19 protein-coding genes are annotated in these 18069 nt (G+C 72.1%); 6 read left to right on the plus strand and 13 right to left on the minus strand.

Annotation, left to right across the window (positions count from 1 at the left end):
• Nucleotides 1-56: 56 nt before the first annotated feature.
• Nucleotides 57-1169: an AI-2E family transporter gene (locus ACGFIE_RS10365; RefSeq protein ID WP_393293144.1), complete on the plus strand. Its 1113-nt coding sequence runs from the start codon at nucleotides 57-59 to the stop codon at nucleotides 1167-1169.
• Between the two features lie 23 nt (nucleotides 1170-1192).
• Here ACGFIE_RS10365 and ACGFIE_RS10370 read toward each other — a convergent pair whose 3' ends face one another.
• Nucleotides 1193-2494, minus strand: a complete 1302-nt coding sequence (locus tag ACGFIE_RS10370) for an NAD(P)/FAD-dependent oxidoreductase (RefSeq protein WP_363685516.1) — start codon at nucleotides 2492-2494, stop codon at nucleotides 1193-1195.
• 54 nt (nucleotides 2495-2548) lie between these two features.
• On the minus strand, nucleotides 2549-4702 hold the full coding sequence (locus tag ACGFIE_RS10375; RefSeq protein ID WP_393293146.1) for a glycogen debranching N-terminal domain-containing protein: 2154 nt from the start codon (nucleotides 4700-4702) through the stop codon (nucleotides 2549-2551).
• A gap of 118 nt (nucleotides 4703-4820) precedes the next feature.
• Between ACGFIE_RS10375 and ACGFIE_RS10380 the strand changes: the two genes are divergently transcribed.
• Entirely contained in the window at nucleotides 4821-6269 is a 1449-nt protein-coding gene (locus ACGFIE_RS10380; protein ID WP_393293148.1) for a M20/M25/M40 family metallo-hydrolase, read from the plus strand.
• 51 nt (nucleotides 6270-6320) lie between these two features.
• Here the strand turns inward: ACGFIE_RS10380 and ACGFIE_RS10385 are convergent, their stop codons facing one another.
• On the minus strand, nucleotides 6321-6848 hold the full coding sequence (locus ACGFIE_RS10385; protein WP_393293150.1) for a GNAT family N-acetyltransferase: 528 nt from the start codon (nucleotides 6846-6848) through the stop codon (nucleotides 6321-6323).
• 110 nt (nucleotides 6849-6958) lie between these two features.
• On the opposite strand from ACGFIE_RS10385, the gene ACGFIE_RS10390 reads away from it, so the two are divergent.
• On the plus strand, nucleotides 6959-7690 hold the full coding sequence (locus ACGFIE_RS10390) for a VOC family protein (RefSeq protein ID WP_393293152.1): 732 nt from the start codon (nucleotides 6959-6961) through the stop codon (nucleotides 7688-7690).
• Nucleotides 7691-7773: 83 nt separating this feature from the next.
• Here the strand turns inward: ACGFIE_RS10390 and ACGFIE_RS10395 are convergent, their stop codons facing one another.
• Together ACGFIE_RS10395 and ACGFIE_RS10400 are read right to left on the minus strand one after the other, a co-directional pair.
• Nucleotides 7774-8634, minus strand: coding sequence for a class I SAM-dependent methyltransferase (locus ACGFIE_RS10395; protein WP_393293155.1), 861 nt, complete (start codon nucleotides 8632-8634; stop codon nucleotides 7774-7776).
• Between the two features lie 51 nt (nucleotides 8635-8685).
• Entirely contained in the window at nucleotides 8686-9402 is a 717-nt protein-coding gene (locus ACGFIE_RS10400; protein WP_393293219.1) for a VOC family protein, read from the minus strand.
• 350 nt (nucleotides 9403-9752) lie between these two features.
• Between ACGFIE_RS10400 and ACGFIE_RS10405 the strand changes: the two genes are divergently transcribed.
• The gene (locus ACGFIE_RS10405; RefSeq protein WP_393293157.1) at nucleotides 9753-10589 is read left to right on the plus strand and encodes an LLM class flavin-dependent oxidoreductase; all 837 of its coding nucleotides are present in this window, start codon (nucleotides 9753-9755) and stop codon (nucleotides 10587-10589) included.
• A gap of 139 nt (nucleotides 10590-10728) precedes the next feature.
• On the opposite strand, the gene ACGFIE_RS10410 is transcribed toward ACGFIE_RS10405, so the two are convergent.
• The 6 genes from ACGFIE_RS10410 to ACGFIE_RS10435 all read right to left on the minus strand — a co-directional run bounded on the left by ACGFIE_RS10410 (nucleotide 10729) and on the right by ACGFIE_RS10435 (nucleotide 14602).
• Nucleotides 10729-11148: a hypothetical protein gene (locus ACGFIE_RS10410; protein WP_393293160.1), complete on the minus strand. Its 420-nt coding sequence runs from the start codon at nucleotides 11146-11148 to the stop codon at nucleotides 10729-10731.
• Between the two features lie 41 nt (nucleotides 11149-11189).
• A complete protein-coding gene (locus tag ACGFIE_RS10415; RefSeq protein WP_007459518.1) occupies nucleotides 11190-11483 on the minus strand; it encodes a DUF6510 family protein in 294 nt (97 codons plus the stop codon).
• A 30-nt stretch (nucleotides 11484-11513) separates the two neighbouring features.
• Nucleotides 11514-12278 carry a ferredoxin reductase gene (locus tag ACGFIE_RS10420; protein ID WP_358111825.1) on the minus strand — a complete coding sequence of 255 codons (765 nt, stop codon included), beginning with the start codon at nucleotides 12276-12278 and terminating at the stop codon, nucleotides 11514-11516.
• A gap of 7 nt (nucleotides 12279-12285) precedes the next feature.
• Nucleotides 12286-12885: a sulfite oxidase-like oxidoreductase gene (locus ACGFIE_RS10425; protein WP_363685494.1), complete on the minus strand. Its 600-nt coding sequence runs from the start codon at nucleotides 12883-12885 to the stop codon at nucleotides 12286-12288.
• 76 nt (nucleotides 12886-12961) lie between these two features.
• Entirely contained in the window at nucleotides 12962-13984 is a 1023-nt protein-coding gene (locus ACGFIE_RS10430; RefSeq protein ID WP_393293163.1) for a TerC/Alx family metal homeostasis membrane protein, read from the minus strand.
• Between the two features lie 207 nt (nucleotides 13985-14191).
• Entirely contained in the window at nucleotides 14192-14602 is a 411-nt protein-coding gene (locus ACGFIE_RS10435; RefSeq protein WP_393293165.1) for a DUF2267 domain-containing protein, read from the minus strand.
• 179 nt (nucleotides 14603-14781) lie between these two features.
• Here ACGFIE_RS10435 and ACGFIE_RS10440 point away from each other — a divergent pair, with 179 nt between their 5' ends.
• Both ACGFIE_RS10440 and ACGFIE_RS10445 read left to right on the plus strand, forming a co-directional pair.
• Nucleotides 14782-15054, plus strand: a complete 273-nt coding sequence (locus tag ACGFIE_RS10440; protein ID WP_363685488.1) for a DUF2795 domain-containing protein — start codon at nucleotides 14782-14784, stop codon at nucleotides 15052-15054.
• Nucleotides 15055-15087: 33 nt separating this feature from the next.
• The gene (locus tag ACGFIE_RS10445) at nucleotides 15088-15756 is read left to right on the plus strand and encodes a DUF1345 domain-containing protein (RefSeq protein WP_363685486.1); all 669 of its coding nucleotides are present in this window, start codon (nucleotides 15088-15090) and stop codon (nucleotides 15754-15756) included.
• A 248-nt stretch (nucleotides 15757-16004) separates the two neighbouring features.
• On the opposite strand, the gene ACGFIE_RS10450 is transcribed toward ACGFIE_RS10445, so the two are convergent.
• Together ACGFIE_RS10450 and ACGFIE_RS10455 are read right to left on the minus strand one after the other, a co-directional pair.
• Complete coding sequence (locus ACGFIE_RS10450; RefSeq protein ID WP_393293167.1) at nucleotides 16005-16673, minus strand: hypothetical protein; 669 nt, start codon at nucleotides 16671-16673, stop codon at nucleotides 16005-16007.
• 44 nt (nucleotides 16674-16717) lie between these two features.
• The gene (locus ACGFIE_RS10455) at nucleotides 16718-17689 is read right to left on the minus strand and encodes a pirin family protein (RefSeq protein WP_363685482.1); all 972 of its coding nucleotides are present in this window, start codon (nucleotides 17687-17689) and stop codon (nucleotides 16718-16720) included.
• Nucleotides 17690-18069 lie beyond the last annotated feature (380 nt).

Here is an 18069-nt window from a genome sequence, read left to right on the forward strand (position 1 = left end):
GTGCCGACGTCCGCATTGCCGGGTTTCCTGCGGTGTGCGCGGGGAAGGCCTGGCGAGTGAGTAACGCCGACGATCGGGCCACCGCCCGCCGGGCCCTGGTCGTGATCGGTCTGGTGCTGGCGACCGCGCTCGCGCTGACCTTCGTGTACGCGACCCGCCGGGTGCTGGTCTGGGCCGTGGTGGCCGCCTTCTTCGCGGTCGCCCTCAAGCCGTCCGTGGACTGGCTGCAACGCCGGTTCGTCCGACGGCGGGCAGTGGCCACGCTGCTCGTGTTCCTCGCCGCCTTCGTCGTGGTGGCGGTCCTGGCCACGGTCATCCTGGTGCCCCTGCTGGACGAGCTGGGCCGGTTCGCCGAGCGGGGGCCCGAGCTGCTGCGCGACGCACGCGCCGGACGCGGACCGGTGGGCCAACTCGTGGAGCGCACCGGAGCACGGCGCTACGTCGGCGAGCACTCCGACCAACTGCGCGACTTCGGCAGCCGGCTGCGACAACCCGCCGTCGGGGTGCTGCGCGGCGTCCTGGAGACGGTCGCAGGGCTGGTCACTGTCGTCGTGCTGGCGTACCTCATGGTGTTGGAATCGCCGCGGATCACCCGGAGCCTGCTCGCGGCGGCCGGGGACGGGCAGGGCGAGCGCGTGCGCCGGGTCGGCCGGGAGGTGTCGCGGACGGTGACCGGCTACCTCACCGGCAACCTGCTGATCAGCGTGATCTGCGGAGCGTTGACGTTCGTGGTGCTGGCCCTGACCGGGGTGCCGTTCGCGGGCGTGATCGCGCTGCTGGTGGCGGTCGCCGACCTGATACCGCTTGTCGGCGCGACGATCGGCGCGGTGATCGCCGCCGGGGCCGGGTTCCTGCACTCCCCCACCGCCGGGATCGTCGTGCTCGTCTTCTTCGTGGTCTACCAGCAGGTCGAGAACCATCTGCTCCAGCCGCTGATCCTCTCCCGCGCGGTGCGGCTCAACCCGCTGACCGTCCTGCTGAGCGTGCTGCTCGCGGCGGAGCTGGCCGGGCTGCTCGGCGCGCTGCTGGCCATTCCCGCCGCCGGCATCGTCCAGACGCTGCTGCGGGAGTACGGGCCGCGACGGCTGAACCCGCCCCCGCCGGCCGATCCCGGCGAGCCCCACCCGCCGGCACGCGGACCGGCCGGCCCCGCCCCCTCGCGGGGCTGACCGGCCGGGTCGACGGGTTCCGCTCAGCGGCCCCGCACCGCGACCTCCGGCGAGGTGCTCTCCAGCGGGACCGCGTTCGCCGGGACCAGCCCCAACTGCACGGCCGAGCGGGTCAGCGCGGCGTCGAGCACCCAGTCGGCCCCCACGCGGGTGCGGTTGCCCGGCATCGCCATCAGGTGGTACGCCCGGGTGACCGCCTTGGCCGGCAGCCCGGCCAGGTTGACGTGCAACGGGTTCGCGGCCGCGTCCTTGCCACCCAGGTCGACCACCCAACCCAGATCGTGGTGCTTGTACGGCTTGCGCTGACCGAAGCCGTACGACGCGGCGATGTTGTGCGCCGCGCGCTTGCCCTGCCGCTGCGCGTGCTGGGCCGTCATGCCGCAGAGCTGTCCCGGGTTGACCAGGTCCGGCACGGCGGCGGCGTCGCCGCAGGCGAAGACCTCCGGGTAGCCGGGGACGTTGAGGAACTCGTCGGTGACCAGCCGGCCCTTCTCGGTGCGCAGGCCCAGCTCGTTGACGAACGGGTCGGGCCGCACCCCCACACACCACACAAGCGTGCAGGTCGGCACGTACTCGCCGTCGGTCAGCTTCACTCCGTCGCAGGTCGCCTCGGCCACCGACGTGCCCATCCGCACGTCCACTCCGCGCCGGTTGAGCACCTTGTGCGAGGTGTCGGACATCCGCTTGTCCAGCTCGGGCAGCACCCGGGGGGCGACGTCGAGCAGCATCCAGCGGGGCCGGACGGTGAGCCGGGGTCGCTGGGCGTGCAGCGCGTCGGTGAACAACTGACCGTGCGCGGCCACCTCGGTGCCTGTGTAGCCCGCTCCGACGACCACGAACGTGGAGCGCGCCTTCTGCTCCGCCGGGTCCTCGGCCTGCTCGGCCAGCTCGATCTGGCGGACGATGTGGTCGTGCAGGTAGACGGCCTCGGGCAGGCCGCGGAAGCCGTGCGCGTACTCGGTGACACCCGGGATGGGCAGCAGCTTGTTGACGCTGCCCACGGCGAGCACCAGCCGGTCGTACGCCAGGCGGTTCTTCTCCCCCTCGGCCTGGGTGAAGCCGACCCAGCGGTTCTGCAGGTCGACGTGGTCCGCCTCGCCGATCACCACGCGGACGCCCTTGAGGGTGCCGGTCAGCGGCACCGCGATCCGTTTGGGCTCGACCACCCCGGCCGCGACCTCGGGCAGCAGCGGCAGGTACAGGAAGTAGTCGGTGGAGTTCAGCACCACGATCTCGGCCCGGTCCCGGGCGATCCGGCTCAACGTCTTCGCCGCGTGGTAACCGGCGAACCCGGCCCCCACGATCACCACACGAGGTTTCGTCATTGCGGGCCGTTTCCCGTCGCAGCCCCGGACAAACGTCGAAGCGCCCGCGTACGGTCAGCTCCGCTCGAGCCAGACGCGACCGCTGGAGCCCACCGCCTCCACACCCCACTCCTCACCGAAGGCCCGCACCCGGTTGGCCGAGATCCGGCCGACCTCCGGTGGAACCGCCGGGTCGAGCACGAGCCGACCCTCGACCGGGTTGAGCCCCAGCATCGCGCGGACCAGCGCCAGCGGCGTGCCGGCCGCCCACGCCTGCGGGCTGCACGCGGTGGGATACGGGATGGCGAACAGCAGCCGTTGCCGGTCGGACCCGCTGAGCGCCTCGGGCAGCCGGTGGTCGAACTGCTCGGCCGCGTCGATCATCGCCAGGCTGATCCGGTTCGCCTCCGCCCGGTAGCCGTAGCGGGCCAGGCCGAGCGCGATCAGCGAGTTGTCGTGCGGCCAGACCGTGCCCAGGTGGTAGCCGAGGGGCCGGTAGAGGCGTTCCTCGGCGGACAGCGTCCGGATTCCCCAGCCGGAGAACATGTCGGGCGACATGAGCTGGCGCACCACCGCATCCGCCCGCCCCGGCGCCACGATGCCGCTCCACAGCAGGTGACCCATGCTGGACGTCTTGGAGTCGACCACGTTCTTGTCGCCGTCGAGGGCCACCGCGTAGTAGCCGCCCCGCTCGTCGATCCAGAAGTCCCGGTTGAACCGCTTGTACAGGGTGCCGGCCTCGTCGCGCAGCCGTGCCGCCAGGGTGGGGTCGCCCAGCGGGCCGTCGAACAGCTCGGCCAGGCGCACCTTCGCGTCGAAGGTGTAGCCCTGGATGTCGGCGGTTGCCAGCGGCAGCACCGGGATACGCCCGTCGGCGAAGCAGACGCCGTCCGGCGAGTCCCGCCAGCACTGGTTGCCCAGCCCTTCCGGGGACCGGGTGGCGTACTCCACGAAGCCGTCGCCGTCGCGGTCGCCGTACTCGTCGATCCACCGCAGCGCGGCCATCGCGTTGTCGCGCAGGTGCCGGACGGTCTCGTCGTCGCCGGTCCACCGCCAGTACTCCGAGAGCAGGATCAGCCAGAGCTGGGTGGCGTCGGCGGTGCCGTAGTACGGCCCGTACGGCTTCTGGCCGCTGCGGGTCAGCTCGCCGCTGCGGACCTCGTGCAGGATCTTGCCGGGCTCCTCGTCGGTGAAGTCGTCACAGGCATCGCCCTGCAGTCGGGCGAGCGCGAGCAGCGCCCCCTTGGCCAGCGCCGGCCCGGCCACCAACGTCTGGTACGCGGTGATCAGCGTGTCCCGCCCGAAGACGCTGAGGAACCAGGGCAGCCCCGCGCCGGGCAGCAGGATCCGCTGACCTTTGACCTCCAGGTCGAGCCGCAGCGCCGCCAGGTCGTCGCGGGACTGACGCACGGCGCATTCCAGCGCCTGGCTGTCACTGCGCAGCACGGCCCGGTCCTCGGTCCACCGGCGCAGCGGGTCTTCGGCCCGGCCTTGAATGACGTCGATGATGTCGCCCCGCACCGGTTCGACCACGCCCAGGCCCGGCGCCAGCGGCACGTGCAGGTCCACCAGCCAGTTGTCGCGCGGACGCAGGTGCAGGTCCCAGACCAGATCGTCCCCCTCGATCCGGTCCGCCGGGGTCGCGCAGCGCACCCGGGTCTCCGCGGTGAAGTCTCCGTGGCGGTAGGAGAAGCACAGCTCGGAGCCGTCGGCGGCGTGGGCGCGGACGATCTGCGCGGAGCGGTCCCGGACCACCGACTTGACCTCGAACAGGTCGGCGAAGTCCACGTCGACGGCAAGGCGCAGCTCCACCCGCACCGGCTCGGGCTGGTACGACACCAGCTCCAGCCGCTCGTGGAAGCCGTCGCCGACGTAGCGCAACCGCCGGACGGCGAGACCGTTCGGCGGCAGCCCGGGCAGCTCCGGGTTGGTGAGCACGTACTGCGCGGAGTAGTGCTCGATGGTCTTGGCCCGCAACACCAGCAGCTGGCCACCGTTGACGGTGAGGGTCCAGCCGCTGACCAGCCGGGTGTCCAGGTGCACGAGCCCGCCGATGCTGCCCGGCGGGACGTCGCCGCTCGAATTCGAGTACATGAAGGTGGGGCCACTGAGCACGGCGAGGGAGTCGGGGCCCAGCTCGGGTGGCATCGCCCGCTGGTCGCCGCTCATCCCCGTCGTCTGAGCGAGGCCGACGGTCGGGTTGGCGGGGGTCGCGCGCACGGCAGCCATGACACCCACCGTAGGAACGTCGACACGAGACGTCATCACCCAATCCGGGTGAAAACTCCATCACCATGGACACCGAACGATATGGACAGACACCGCAATCGATGGGCAGGATGCCGGAATGGGATCAGACGACACCGGCGCGCGGCCCACGAGGCCCACCCGCCGCACCTTCCTGTCCGCCTCCGCAGCCGTCACCGCGGCGACCGCCGCCACCGTCGCGGCGCCCTCGCTGGCCGCACCCGCGGCCGCTGACGCCGTCCCCGCCGGGCCCGGCCGCCCGGTCCACGCGCAACGCCCCGAGCGCGAGCTGCGGGAGCTGCTGCGCCAGGTCGATCCCCGCCGGATCGAGGCGATCGTGCGCCGGCTGGTCGCGTTCGGCACCCGGCACACCCTCTCCAGCCAGGACGACCCCCAGCGGGGCATCGGCGCCGCCCGGGACTGGATCCACGCCCGCCTTCAGGAGTACGCGGCCACCTCCGGCGGCCGGATGACAGTCGAACTCCAGTCGTACGTGCAGCAGCCCGCCTCGCGGATCCCCACCGCCACCCGGATCACCAACGTGGTGGCCACCCTGCGCGGCCAGTCCTCCCCGAACCGCACCTACGTGGTGACCGGCCACTACGACTCCCGGGTCACCGACGTGATGGACGCCGTCAGCGACGCGCCCGGCGCGGACGACGACGCGTCCGGCGTGGCAGTGGTGCTGGAACTGGCCCGACTGATGGCCACCCGACCCACCGCCGCCACCGTTGTCTTCGCCGCGGTCGCCGCCGAGGAGCAGGGCCTGTACGGCTCGGCGTACCTGGCCGCGCAGCTCAAGGCCGCCGGCGCGGACGTGCAGGGCATGTTCAGCGACGACATCGTGGGCAGCAGCACCGCCGACGACGGCACCCGCGATCCGTACGCGGTGCGCCTCTTCGCCGAGGGGGTGCCGACCGCCGAGACACCTGCGGAGGCCACCACCCGGCAGTCCGTCGGCGGCGAGAACGACTCATCGTCGCGGCAGCTCGCCCGGTTCGTCAGGGACGTGGCGGAGAACGACGCGACGGGCATGCGGGTGCGGGTGATCTATCGACGGGACCGCTACCTGCGCGGCAGCGACCACATCTCGTTCCTGCGCGAGGGCTGGCCGGCGGCGCGGTACACCGAGCCGAACGAGGACTTCGCCCACCAGCACCAGGACGTCCGCGTGCAGGACGGTCAACAGTTCGGTGACCTGCCCGAGTTCTGCGACTTCGCGTACATCGCCCGGGTAGCCCGGGTCAACGGCGCGGCGCTGTGGTCGCTGGCCCAGGCCCCCGGTACGCCCAAGGGCGCGATCATCGTGACCACCGACCTGACCAACAACACGACGCTGCGCTGGCAGCGCGGCGACGAGCCGGGCCTGGCCGGCTACGAGGTGGTGTGGCGGGAGACCACTGCCGCCGAGTGGCAGCGGGTGATCGGAGTCGGTGACGTCACCGAGGTCAGCATCGACCTGTCCAAGGACAACGTCTTCTTCGGCATCCGCGCCGTGGACCGGGAGGGCCGCAGAAGCCCGGTAGCCTTCCCCCGACCCGGCGCCTGACCCGTCTTGATCAAGAGGTTCGCGTCACTGTGTCGTGACGCAACCTCTTGATCACGCGGGGGTGGGGGCGGTTATCGCCCAGCGTTCGTGGTCGCGCCACGCGCCGTCGATGAACAGGTAGTCCGGGGAGAAGCCCTCCAGGCGGAAGCCGAGCTTGCGGGCCACCCGCCGCGACGGTTCGTTGCCCGGCTGGATGTTCGCCTCCAGGCGGTGCAGCCCGGCCGCCGTGAACGCGTGGTCGATCACCAGCGCGATGCCCGCCGAGGCGTGGCCGGTGCCGCTGTACGGCTCGAACGCCGCGTACCCCAGGTAACCGCCGCGCAGCGCGCCCAGCACGATGCCGCTGATGTTCACGTAGCCGGCGATCGCGCCGCTGGCCCGGTCGCAGATCAGGTAGCCGGCGCTGTCCCGCCGGCGGATGCGACGCAGATAGTTGTCGTACTCCTGCGGGCTCGTCGGCGCGGCCAGCCACGGATGGTGCAGGTCCCGGCTGCGCCGCGTGGCCGCCACGAACTCGTCGACGTCGGTGGGCCGGGGTCGCCGGATCGCGGCGGGACCACCGCTGCGCAGGTATCTCACGGCGGACCACTCTGACCGACCGGCCCGGCCGTTGTCCAACCGGCAGGCCGCCCGCAGCCCGATGGCAGGGGGTGTTCGCACCGGCCGCGCGCCTGCTTAGGATCGTCGGCATGGCAACGCGGCTTGTGCAGATCAACATGAAGGCTCGCGACGACGCCGCCCTGGGCGGTTTCTGGGCGAAGGCGCTCGACTGGGGGATCTCCAGCGAGGGACCGGGTGTCACCAACCTCGAACCCGAGGGCTTCGTCTACCCCGATCCCGTCGCCGTCTGCATCGACCTCGTCGTCTCCGCGGAACCCAAGACGGTGAAGAACCGCGTGCACGTCGACCTGGCGACCACCTCGGCGGAACACCAGGCGGAGGTGGTGGCGCGGCTGACGGGTCTCGGCGCGACCCTCGCGGACGTGGGCCAGGGCGACGTGCCCTGGACGGTGATGGCCGACCCGGAGGGCAACGAGTTCTGCGTGCTGGACTCGCTCTACGAGGAAACCGGCCCGATCGCGTCGGTGGTGGTCGACTGCGCGGATCCGCGTCTCATGGCCCGCTTCTGGGGCGAGGCCACGGACTGGACCGTGCACAAGGTGACCGACCACAGCGCGGTGCTGCGCTCGGCGCAGGGCGTCGGCCCGTACCTCCAGTTTCTCCGTACGCCCGACGTGAAGACAGTGTGGAATCGCGTCCATCTCGACGTCCGCCCCTACCCGGGCGATGACCTGGAGGCCGAGGCGGCCCGACTACGGTCTCTCGGCGCCACCGACGCCGACCTGGGCGGGGGCACCGTCGCGTGGACCGTCCTGGCCGACCCGGAGGGCAACGAGTTCTGCCTCCTCACGCCGGCCTGACCCGTACCCTCGTCATCCGCGCGGCGCGGCCGTTGTTCGCCCCGGCGAACCTTCGGCCGCACAGGTGCCGTAACCATGCGTGCTCAGGGCGCGGCGCGCACCGCTGAGACGAGCCCGCCCACGCCCTCGTCCTGCTGCGGCGGGGTGAGCACCGGCCGCCCGTAGGCCGCGGCGCGCTCGCGCAGGGTGAAGGTTTCCGCCTCCCAGCCGAGGCCGGCCAGCCAGCCGACCGGGTCCTCCGGCATCTCCGAGAGCCACATCGACGCCGCCGATCCCGAGGCGGCGTCCTCGCGAAAGCGGTCGACCACACCGCGCGAGCCCAGGGTGAGACCCATCCGGCTGCCCGGGGCGGACAGCGCGCCGACCCGTTCGAGCAGCGACTCCACCGCGTCCTGGGGTAGATAGATCAGCAGCCCTTCGGCGATCCACACCGTCGGCTGCGCCGGGTCGTGCCCGGCCGCGGCCAGGGCGCCGGGCCAGTCCTCACGGAGGTCGACCGGGACGGTGATCCGCTCGCAGCGCGGAGCGGCACGCTCCTGACGCAGCACCGCGGCCTTGAAGCCGAGCGGTTCGGCCGTGTCGACCTCGAACAACCGGGTGCCCGCCGGCCAGTCCATCCGGAAGGCCCTGCTGTCCATCCCGGCGCCGAGCAGCACGACCTGCCGGACGCCGGACCCGACCGCCTTATCCAGCAGGTCGTCCAGGAACTTCGTCCGGATGACGATCGAGAAGGCCACACCGAGCCAGCGGCGTCGCGCCGCCTCGTCCGCGTGCGGGGGCGGCGGCGTCCCGGGGGCCCTCCCACCGGCCGTGGCGAAGGCAAGCGCCAGCGGGTCCCGGAACAGCGGCTGCTCGCGTGCCGTCTCCATCGCTCGCACCCGGGCCACGCCCACGGCTGTGGCCCACACCCCGGACGGCTCGATCGGTCCCGCCGCGTCAGTCACGCGTCCAGCCTAGCCAGGCTCTCTGGCACCCCACGTCGTGCAGGTTCGAACCTAGCGGCGCGTCAGCAGGCGGAACTCGGTGCCGTCGGGGTCGGCCAGCACCACCGCGCCCTCCCCCTCGGTGCCGACCACTGTCGCGCCGAGGGAGAGCAGGCGGTCGACCTCGGCCTGCGGGTCGTCGCCGTCGTCGACGGCGAGGTCGAACGTCACCCGGTCCCTGGTCCCCTTGGGCATCAACGGCGGACCACCCCAGGCGATCTTCGGGCCGCCCAGGGGTGACTGGATGGCGGTCTCCTCGTCCTGGTCCCAGACCAGCGGCCAGCCGAGTGCCTCGCTCCAGAAGTAGCCGACGGCCCGCGTTCCGTCGCAGGCCACATCACCGAGGAAGCCGCAGCCGGCGAGGAACACGCTGCCCGGCCCGAGGACGCAGAACTCGTTGCCCTCCGGGTCGGCAAGCACGACGTGGCTCTCCTCCGGGAGTTGACCGACGTCGGTGTGCCGCGCGCCCAGCTCCAGCGCCCTGGCCACCGTCTGCCGCTGGTGTTCCGGCGAGTCGCTTGTCAGTTCGAGGTGTGCGGGGTTCTGCAGGACCTTCGGCTCCGGGATCCGCGGAAAGCGCAGCCGGAAGCCGCTCTTGTCGTCGGGCAGCACGAGGACGCCGTCGCGAGGGTCGTCGACCAGCTCCCGGCCCAGGATCTCGGACCAGAACCGTGCGACACGCAGGGGTTCGTTCGCGCCGAAACACACCGCGAAGAGGTGACTTGCCATCGCTGCGCTCATCTCCGATCCCTGAAGGGGACAGCCCGGACGGGCCGGAGATCGGAGCCTACGGATCCGGCCGCGCCGCCCGCACCCGAGTTTCGATACGGCGGCGGTTGATCGACTCGGCATCCTTGAAGTCGGGGTGTCCCGTGCGCTCGGACGCCCCGATTTCCGTGAAACGGAGTCGATCACCGCCCACCGGGGCGGCGGGACGCTCCGGTGGATGCCGCGTAGTATTGCCGCGGAACTTCGTATCCCTGGTTCGAGAAACACGTCGCAGATGAACTCGGGACCTCGCCGTGGGCGAGGAGGAGGTGGCGGCTTCAGTTCACGCTGCCTATCGTACGGAGATCGACATGGACATCGGCCTCGGCCTGCCCATCAGCGCACCGGCCCGCCTGCTCGACTGGGCCACCGCCGCCGAAGCACGCGGCTTCGACAGCCTCGCTCTGCTGGACCGCCTCACGTTCGACAATCCCGAACCGTTGACCGCCCTGGCGGTCCTCGCCGGCGCCACGACGCGCATCCGCCTCCAGACGGAAGTCCTGCTGGGCCCGCTGCGGGAGACCGCCCTGCTGGCCAAGCAGGTCGCCACCCTCGACCGCATGTCCGCCGGCCGGTTCGTCCTCGGCATCGGCGTCGGTGGTCGCGACGACGACCACGTTGCCGCCGGCACGCCGATCGGGCAGCGGGGTCGGCTGCTCGACGCGCAACTCGCCGCCCTGCGTGAGATCTGGCGGGGCCAGCCGTACCGCGGGACGACGATCGGGCCCCGCCCCATCACGCCCGGGGGGCCACCGCTGCTGATCGGAGGGTTCGCCGCGCCGGCACTGCGACGCGTCGGGCGGTACGCCGACGGGTTCGTCTGCGCAGCACCCCTGACCTGGGCCGGCCCCCTGGTCCGTACCGTGCAGGAGGGGTGGGAGGCAGCGGGCCGTGCCGGCCGACCGCGCCTGGTGTGTCAGGTAAACGTCGCGGTCGGCTCGCCCGCCACGATCGACGAGGCGCGTGCCGCCATCGCCGCCTACTACGCGTTCACCGGCCGGCCCGGTTGGGGTGAGCCGCTGAGCGATCCGGCGCAGATCGCCGACACCGTGGCCGCGTACCGGGAGTTCGGCGCGGACGAACTGGTGTTGTACTGCTACGGCGCTGACCCCGGGCAGGTCGACGTGCTCGCGGAGATCGTGCGCTGAGTTCGGCACACCGGATCAGGGTCGTCGGGAAGAGGCAGCACGCGCTTACGTCGGCGCTGCGCTCGACGACCGTCCCCTGTAGAGGATTGTCGAGATAGGCCACGTCGTCGCCGTCCGGCGGCCTGGTGACGCCGACCGCTCATCGCCCCGTGACTGACCCGGCGGCGTACCACCGGGCCAGCCACGGGGTGAGCGCGACGAGGGCGACGGCGAGGGCGGTGATCACGGCCTGCCCGATCCGGCCCGGGGTGACGCCACCGGCGGGGTCGAGCACGTAGTTGGCGTACCCGTTCGCGGCGGCGTCGGTCACCAGCACGGCGCAGCCCAGCGCGAGCCCCACCGGGCGGCGAGCCGCCAAGAGCAGTGCCGCCAACGGATCCCACAGGGTCAGGGACGCGAAGTAGACAGCGAGCCACCCGGGCAGGGCGACCTGCGGTCGCAGCCCGGGGACCAGCACCTGGAGGACGTGCACGACGGCGCCGTAGGCGAAGACCAGCACGGCCGCTGACACGACCAACCGGACCCGCAGGGGTACGCCCTGCCACCGACCGGTGCTCATCCGGCCAGTCTGCCGCAGCGGCGCGAGCGCCGAGCGAGCGGTCAGAGCGGCTCGGGAAGCGTCTGCTCCATCGGCATCGGCACCTGGAGGTAGGTGACGCCGCGCATGTCCAGCCAGGCCCGGTCCGGTGCGCGGACCAGCCGCACCATCACCGACTCGCAGGACGGACAGCGCGCGACCAGGCCCGGGGCGTGCGAGTAGACGTGCAGGCTGGCCATCGAGCCGGTCATCCCGCAGTTCTCGCAGCGGCCCATCGCGGTGCTCAGGTCGACGGTGAACAGCTCGCGCATCGGGCCGTCGAGCATGTTGCCGTCCAGGTACGACATCTCGGTCATCGGGTCTCCTCGACGTTGCGGGGCGGGCTCTCAGCCGGTGGGGCCGAAGCGTTCGGTCCTGATCCGCCGCGACGAGTGGCCCAGGCCCACCAGCAGATCGGCCACGGCCTCCACGAACCCGGTCGGGCCGCACACGTAGGTGAGCGGTTCCAGGTCCGGCGGCCAGCCGTGGGTGTTCACGTCGGCCAGCCCGACCCGGTGCGGCTCGCCGCGCCAGCCGTCGGGCGCCTCACGGGTGTACACATACGCCACGTCGAGGCCGAAGTCGTCGCGGCCGCGGCGGCGCAGCTCGTCGGCGTAGATCACGTCCTGCGCCGTACGCACCGAGTAGATCAGCCGGAACGGCACCTTGCTGCCGACCGCCCGCCGCGCCCGGATCATCGCCATCAGCGGCACGATGCCGGAGCCACCCGCGACCAGCTGCACCGGCGCGGTGTCCTCCGACCGCCAGATGAACCAACCACCGAGCGGTCCGCGGACCTCCACCGGGTCACCGGCGCCGAAGACATCGATGAGGTACGGCGACACCTCGCCGTCGGGCACCCGCTGGACTGTCACCTCGATGCGCGGGCCGCCGGGGCCGTCCACTGCCGGTCCGGCGATCGAGTACGACCGGGCGGCCTGGTAGCCGTCCGGCGCTGTCAACCGCACGTCGACGTGCTGCCCGGGCAGGTGCCCCGGCCAGTCCGGCACCTCCAGCACAAGCGTCTGCGCCGTCGCCGTCTCGACCCGGCGCTCCACCAGCCGCGCCACCTGCCACTTGATCGGCGCGCGGGCCGGGGTGCCCGTCGCCACGGCCCGCTCAGTCACCCTGGTACCGCTGCTCGCGCCACGGGTCGCCGTAGTCGTGGTAGCCGGCCGTCTCCCAGAATCCCGGCTCGTCCATCGTCTTGAGCCGGATGCCGCGCACCCACTTGGCGGACTTCCAGAAGTACAGGTGCGGCACCAGCAGCCGCGCCGGCCCGCCGTGCTCGGCCGGCAGCGGCGCACCGTCGAACGTGTGCGCCACCCAGGCCCGGCCGCCGCGCAGGTCGTCCAGCGGCAGGTTGGTGGTGTACCCGCCGTACGAGTGGGCGAGAGCGAAGTGCGCGCCGGTGTCCACGCCGTCGAGCAGGGTGTCCAGGGAGACGCCGGTCCAGGTGGTGCCGAGCTTCGACCAGTGGGTGACGCAGTGGATGTCGACCATCGGCGTCTCCTGTGGGAGCGCCATCAGCTCCTGCCACGACCACCGGTACTCGGTGCCGTTCTCGGCGGAGATGACGAACTCCCAGGTGTCCAGCGAGACCCGGGGTGTCGGGCCGGCCGACAGCACCGGAAAGTCCTCGGTCAGGTACTGGCCGGGTGGCAGGGCCGGCTCCTGCGTTCGAGGCCGACCCGAGAAGCCCGGTGACACGATTCCCATGGCACAGTCGTACCACCCGGGCCGGCCGGGGTGGGAGTTTTCCCGCGTACCCCCTCGTCGGCCCGGCGCGGCGTGGTCAGTGTCGCTCCGTGACGACCTCGCGCTGCTCGGGTGTGTCGCCCCGGGTGGCGCGCAGGCTGGTCAGGGTCACCACGATCAGCACGCCGATGATCACGCCGAGCGAGGCCAGGGTGGGGATCTGCGGCACGCTCGCCCAGATGCCGTGCGCCCAGTGCAGTCCCAGCTTCAGGCCGATGAACGCCAGGATGATCGCCAGGCCGTAGCTGAGGTGCACCAGCCGGCTCAACGCCGCATGCAGGACGAAGTAGAGCGCCCGCAGGCCGAGCAGGGCGAACGCGTTGGTGGCGAAGACCAGGTACGGGTCCTCGGTGATGCCGTAGACGGCCGGCACCGAGTCGACGGCGAAGACCACGTCGGTGGCCAGCACCGCGACCACCACCAGGGCGAACGGGGTGAGTGCCCGCTTCGCGCCCTGTCGCACGGTCATCCGCGCGCCGTGGTACTCGTCGACCACCGGCATGATCCTGCGCAGCAGCTTCACCGAGCGCATCGTGTTGATGTCGACCTCCTGCTGGTGCCCGGCGAGGGCGTCGCGCAGCAGCTTCACCGCGGTGGCGATGAGGATGATCGCGAACAGCAGGAACGCGAAGTCGAGGGTCTGCAACGCCGCCGCGCCCAGGGCGATGAAGACCGCCCGCAGCACCAGCGCGCCGGCGATGCCGTAGAGCAGCACCCGCTGGGCGAGCACGGCCGGCACCGCGAACGCGGCCAGCAGCAGCATGAAGACGAAGAGGTTGTCGACCGAGAGGGACTTCTCCACGAGGTAACCGGTCAGGTACTGCACGCCCTGCTCGGAGCCGTAGCGGGACCAGACCCAACCGCCGAACGCGAGCGGCAGCGCGACGTAGAACGCCGACCAGCCGAGCGCCTCCCGCATGGACACCTCGTGCGGCTTGCGCGTCACCAGGAAGTCCAGCACCAGCAGGAGCACCACGCCGGCGATGGTCAGCGCCCAGAGCGTGGGCGTACCCACCGACGACAGGTCGCTCGCCGCGGCCAGGTATGACAATTCGGTCATTGGGTCTCCTCGAACACCGTGTCATGTTCGAGGTCTCCTTCACCCATCGATGATGGGCAACCACCCGAGGCACGCCGGGCGTGCCGTACTGACCGGAATGGTTCGTGGGAAGTACTCCCCTCGCACGACAAGGTTAGGCCAGGCCGGATCGACACGCCAAGCCGGACGTCGATGGTTGCCCTGGCCAACCGCTGTGCGCCGTACCGGTCAGGAGCGGCGCAACGTCGCGCCCGGCGCCATCGCCTGCTCCACGAGACCCCGGTAGTCACGCGGCAACTGGGTCGCCACGTCGTCGAACTCCCCGCCCGTGATCGCCTCGCGCAGGGTGGTGAACACCGCGCGGACGGCATCGCGCGCGGCCGGCTCCTGCACCCGGGCACGCAACGCGACGCGCGCCACGAACTCCGCCGCACCGAACCGGTCCGCCTGTTCCGTGCTCGGGCTCGGCTTGAGCACCAGTTGCAGCGGCTGCGGAAGCTGCGCGGCCAGGTCCAGCACCTCGCCGCCGGTCAGCCGCTCGGCGAACGTCTCCAACACCGCCCGGGTCAGTTCGACCGCCTGCTCGGACGACGTCCGGGTGCGCCGGGAAACCTGATCGACGAAGGTGTCGTAGTTCATCGCGTACTCCCTCGGGCTTGTCGACGGCGCCTGCGGGTACCCGCGGCCGTGCCGTGGAAACGACGCCGCCTTTCTCCGCCGGCGCGGGCGATTTCCTCGCTCGGGTCGGCGTGAGCGGGCGGCGGGCGGGTAACCGCCGCCGGTCGTGACCACATCGATGCCCCGAGGGAGCCCCAGACATGGCGAGCTACGCGGACGTCCTGCAGTACCTGTCGAGCCTGGACTACCCGGCCGAGAAGGACGACGTGGTCCGCGAGGCCGAACGCGAGGGCGCCCCGCCGGACGTGCTGAAGGCGCTGCGCGCCCTGCCGCCCGTCGACTACGCCAACGGCAACGAGGTGGCCCGGTCCGCAGGCATCGAGGCCGCCCCCGAGGTGGGCCCCGCACAACGCGCCGAGCAGGCCCGGGACAAGAAGCACAACCGGGTGTCGCAGCATCTGCGCGGCATCTGACCCGGCGGTGGCGGACCCGACCGTGAGCCGCCGATGACCGGCACCGGTCCGCTGTCCCGCCCCCCGGACGGGCACACCCCGGCGGCGACGCAGCTCGTCGTCGTGGCGGTCGCCGGCGTCATCGCCGGCTGCGCCTTCGCCCTGACACTGTCGCCGTCGCTCGCCCCACTGGCAGGCTGGGACGCCGCCGCGTTGAGCTGGCTGGTGCTGGTGTGGCGCAAGCTCTGGCCGATGGACGCCGCCCGCACCGCCCAACTCGCCGTGCACGAGGACCCCAACCGGGCCACCCGCGACGTGGTGCTGCTGATCGCCTGCCTCGCCAGCCTGCTGGCCGTCGGCCTCGTCGTGGCCAGCGCCCACGCGGCGCCGCCCGGCCTGCATCGCGACCTGTACGGCGGGCTGGGCGTCCTCAGCGTGCTGCTGTCCTGGCTGGTGGTGCACACAGTCTTCGCGGCCCGCTACGCCCGGATCTACTACACCGGCCCCGACGGCGGGGTGAACTTCAACCAACCGGAACCGCCCCGGTACACGGACTTCGCGTACGTGGCGTTCACCATCGGAGCGACGTTCCAGGTCTCCGACACCAACCTGACCAGCAACGAGATGCGCCGTACGGTGCTGCGGCACTCGATGGTGTCGTACCTGTTCGGGGCGTTCATCATCGCCGTCACCGTGAACCTGCTGGCGGGACTGGCCCACTGAGCGCTCGACCGCGGCCCGGGGTTGGCACGGGGCGGGAGTTCGCCGGGACAGGCGGGCGCCCCGTGGCCACGAACCGCGACCGGGGGCGCCACGCAGGCCTGCCCAGGCGGTGAACCGCTCCCGAACCGGTCGCGGTCACCAGGCGGTGGATGGCCGCTCGAACCGAGCGGCCAGCACTGCCGGGTACAACCATACGACAGAACATCCTCCGTACGGTCAGTTTTTGCCGAACTGTGGGCCAGGGCACGTCAGGAGTGACCGGTCAGCTCCGCGTACCGGTGCTCCAGATCCACCCGGGCCAGGGCCCCCACCAGCCACGCCAGCTGTTCCGACTCACCGCTGGCCAACCCGGCGAGGTCATCGGCCGAGCGGCCCAGCCCGAGCCGGCGGGCCGCCACCAGCGCCCGCCGGTCCGCGACGGGGGCCACCTCCCGCCACAGCGCCTGCGCCTCGCGCAGAAACAGCTCGACGACCTGCTCGTCCACCCCGGGCAGGTCGGCGAGGAGCGCGCGCTCGGCAGCCGGCTCGTGGTGCGCCACCGCGCGCAACCGGCGCAGGTCGCCCCGGTACCGCTCGACGACCGTCCGCGCCAGATCGCCCAGCACGTCGGCCAACGCGTCGACGTCACCGCGCTGCCCACTGTCGCGCAGCACCCGCACCCGGTCGGTGTGCAGCGACCGGGCCAGCCGTGCGGCGCTGTCCCACCCCTCGTCGCGCAGCGCCCGCGCGCCGTCCAACGCCCGCCGGAAGTCACCCCGCCGGGCGAGCAGCACCGCCAGGTAGAGCACCTGGAACAGGCTCGCCGGATTGTTCGTCACCCGGAAGCCGTACTGCTCGGCGAAGCCCCGTCCACTGCCGGCCAGGCGGCGGGCCAGGCGTTTCCGGTCCTCCACGGGCGTGATCAGAGTCGTCGCCATGCCGGCGACTACCCGCGCCGCCGTCGGTCAACCGCCGCGTCCGGTCAGCCGTGCAGGCCGCCGGTGCGGTCGCGGGCCTTGAGTCGGGTGGTGGGCAGGGCGGGCGCCGGCAGCGGTGACGCCGCGTCGTCGGCCACGACCCCGAAACGCCTGCCGGCCATCCAGTCCTCCCGTGCGGCGGCGACCTCCTCGTGCGAGCGGCCCACGAAGTTCCACCACATGACCAGCGGCTCCTCGAACGGCGTACCGCCCAGCAGCAACAGCCGTGCGCCCGCCCCGCCGCGCACGGTCACCTCACGTCGACCCGAACCCAGGTACAGCAGCGCGCCCGGCTCGAAACCCACCCCGGCGGCCTCCGCGGAGCCGGACATCGCCAGCACGGCGTACTCGAAATCGGGCCGCAACGGCAGGGTGGTCGGCGCCGACCCGCCCAGCTCGAGCTGCACGCCCACCAGCGGGGTGTGCACCACAGCAGGGGACCGCTGGCCGGCGAACTCGCCGACCAGCAGGGTCGCGTCCACGTCGCCGTCTCGCCAGCGTGGCAGGTCGGCATGGTGGGCGAAGTCCGCGTCGCCGGCCCGCGCGGGGTCCGGCAGCGCCACCCAGAGCTGCACACCGTGCATGACCGGCGGGTGCGTGGCCGGCGACCGCTCCGAGTGGGCGATGCCGTGCCCGGAGGTCATCACGTTCAGCTGGCCGGGCCGGATCGCCTGGACGTTGCCGAGACTGTCCCGGTGAATGATTTCGCCGTCGAGCAGCCAGGTCACCGTCTGCAGACCCGTGTGCGGGTGCGGCGGCACCTCCATGCCGGGCCGCTGCGCCACGTCGTCCGGGCCAAAATGGTCCACGAAGCACCACGCGCCGACCATCCGCCGAGGCCGCTGCGGCAACAACCGCCGGACCGTCGTGTACCGCCCCAGCGGCACGTCGTGGCCCGGCAGCAGCACGCTGCCGGGATCGACGTCGGCCACGCCGGGAGGTCGGGTCTGTGCCAGCATCGATTCGGTACGCTCCACCGCCCGACTGTACGCTCGCGCCCTCCCCTGGCCGCGGCGCTTCCCGGACCGCGGCGCCTCCCGAACCGCGACGCTTCCCGGCGGGGTGGCCGCCGACCCACGTCGAGATCTTGGACAGTTTCCGTTCGGCCCGAACGGAAACTGTCCAAGATCTCGGCAGACAGCGTGCGAGCCGGACCCGGGCGAGCCGCAACCGGCGTGAAGCCGAACCCTGCGCGCACGGCACGACGCCACACCCTGGGCACGGCACGACGCCGCACCCTCCGGTAAGCCGGGCTTGGGCGCAGCCGGGCTTGGGCGCAGCCGGGCTTGGGCGAGCGGGGGTGGGTGGGGTCGGACATGCCGCTGGCCGGCACCCGGGTTCGGGTGCCGGCCAGTCG

The sequence above is a fragment of the Micromonospora sp. NPDC049275 genome, from assembly GCF_043197115.1.
Lineage (GTDB): Bacteria > Actinomycetota > Actinomycetes > Mycobacteriales > Micromonosporaceae > Micromonospora.

Bases quoted from the DNA above. Each gene is read 5' to 3' on its own strand.
- ACGFIE_RS10405 (WP_393293157.1), top strand. From the start codon at position 9,753: ATGGACATCGGCCTCGGCCTGCCCATCAGCGCACCGGCCCGCCTGCTC.
- ACGFIE_RS10430 (WP_393293163.1), bottom strand. From the start codon at position 13,984: ATGACCGAATTGTCATACCTGGCCGCGGCGAGCGACCTGTCGTCGGTG.
- ACGFIE_RS10445 (WP_363685486.1), top strand. From the start codon at position 15,088: ATGACCGGCACCGGTCCGCTGTCCCGCCCCCCGGACGGGCACACCCCG.
- ACGFIE_RS10370 (WP_363685516.1), bottom strand. From the start codon at position 2,494: ATGACGAAACCTCGTGTGGTGATCGTGGGGGCCGGGTTCGCCGGTTAC.
- ACGFIE_RS10400 (WP_393293219.1), bottom strand. From the start codon at position 9,402: ATGGCAAGTCACCTCTTCGCGGTGTGTTTCGGCGCGAACGAACCCCTG.
- ACGFIE_RS10435 (WP_393293165.1), bottom strand. From the start codon at position 14,602: ATGAACTACGACACCTTCGTCGATCAGGTTTCCCGGCGCACCCGGACG.
- ACGFIE_RS10450 (WP_393293167.1), bottom strand. From the start codon at position 16,673: ATGGCGACGACTCTGATCACGCCCGTGGAGGACCGGAAACGCCTGGCC.
- ACGFIE_RS10415 (WP_007459518.1), bottom strand. From the start codon at position 11,483: ATGACCGAGATGTCGTACCTGGACGGCAACATGCTCGACGGCCCGATG.
- ACGFIE_RS10390 (WP_393293152.1), top strand. From the start codon at position 6,959: ATGGCAACGCGGCTTGTGCAGATCAACATGAAGGCTCGCGACGACGCC.
- ACGFIE_RS10375 (WP_393293146.1), bottom strand. From the start codon at position 4,702: ATGGCTGCCGTGCGCGCGACCCCCGCCAACCCGACCGTCGGCCTCGCT.
- ACGFIE_RS10380 (WP_393293148.1), top strand. From the start codon at position 4,821: ATGGGATCAGACGACACCGGCGCGCGGCCCACGAGGCCCACCCGCCGC.
- ACGFIE_RS10440 (WP_363685488.1), top strand. From the start codon at position 14,782: ATGGCGAGCTACGCGGACGTCCTGCAGTACCTGTCGAGCCTGGACTAC.
- ACGFIE_RS10410 (WP_393293160.1), bottom strand. From the start codon at position 11,148: ATGAGCACCGGTCGGTGGCAGGGCGTACCCCTGCGGGTCCGGTTGGTC.
- ACGFIE_RS10425 (WP_363685494.1), bottom strand. From the start codon at position 12,885: ATGGGAATCGTGTCACCGGGCTTCTCGGGTCGGCCTCGAACGCAGGAG.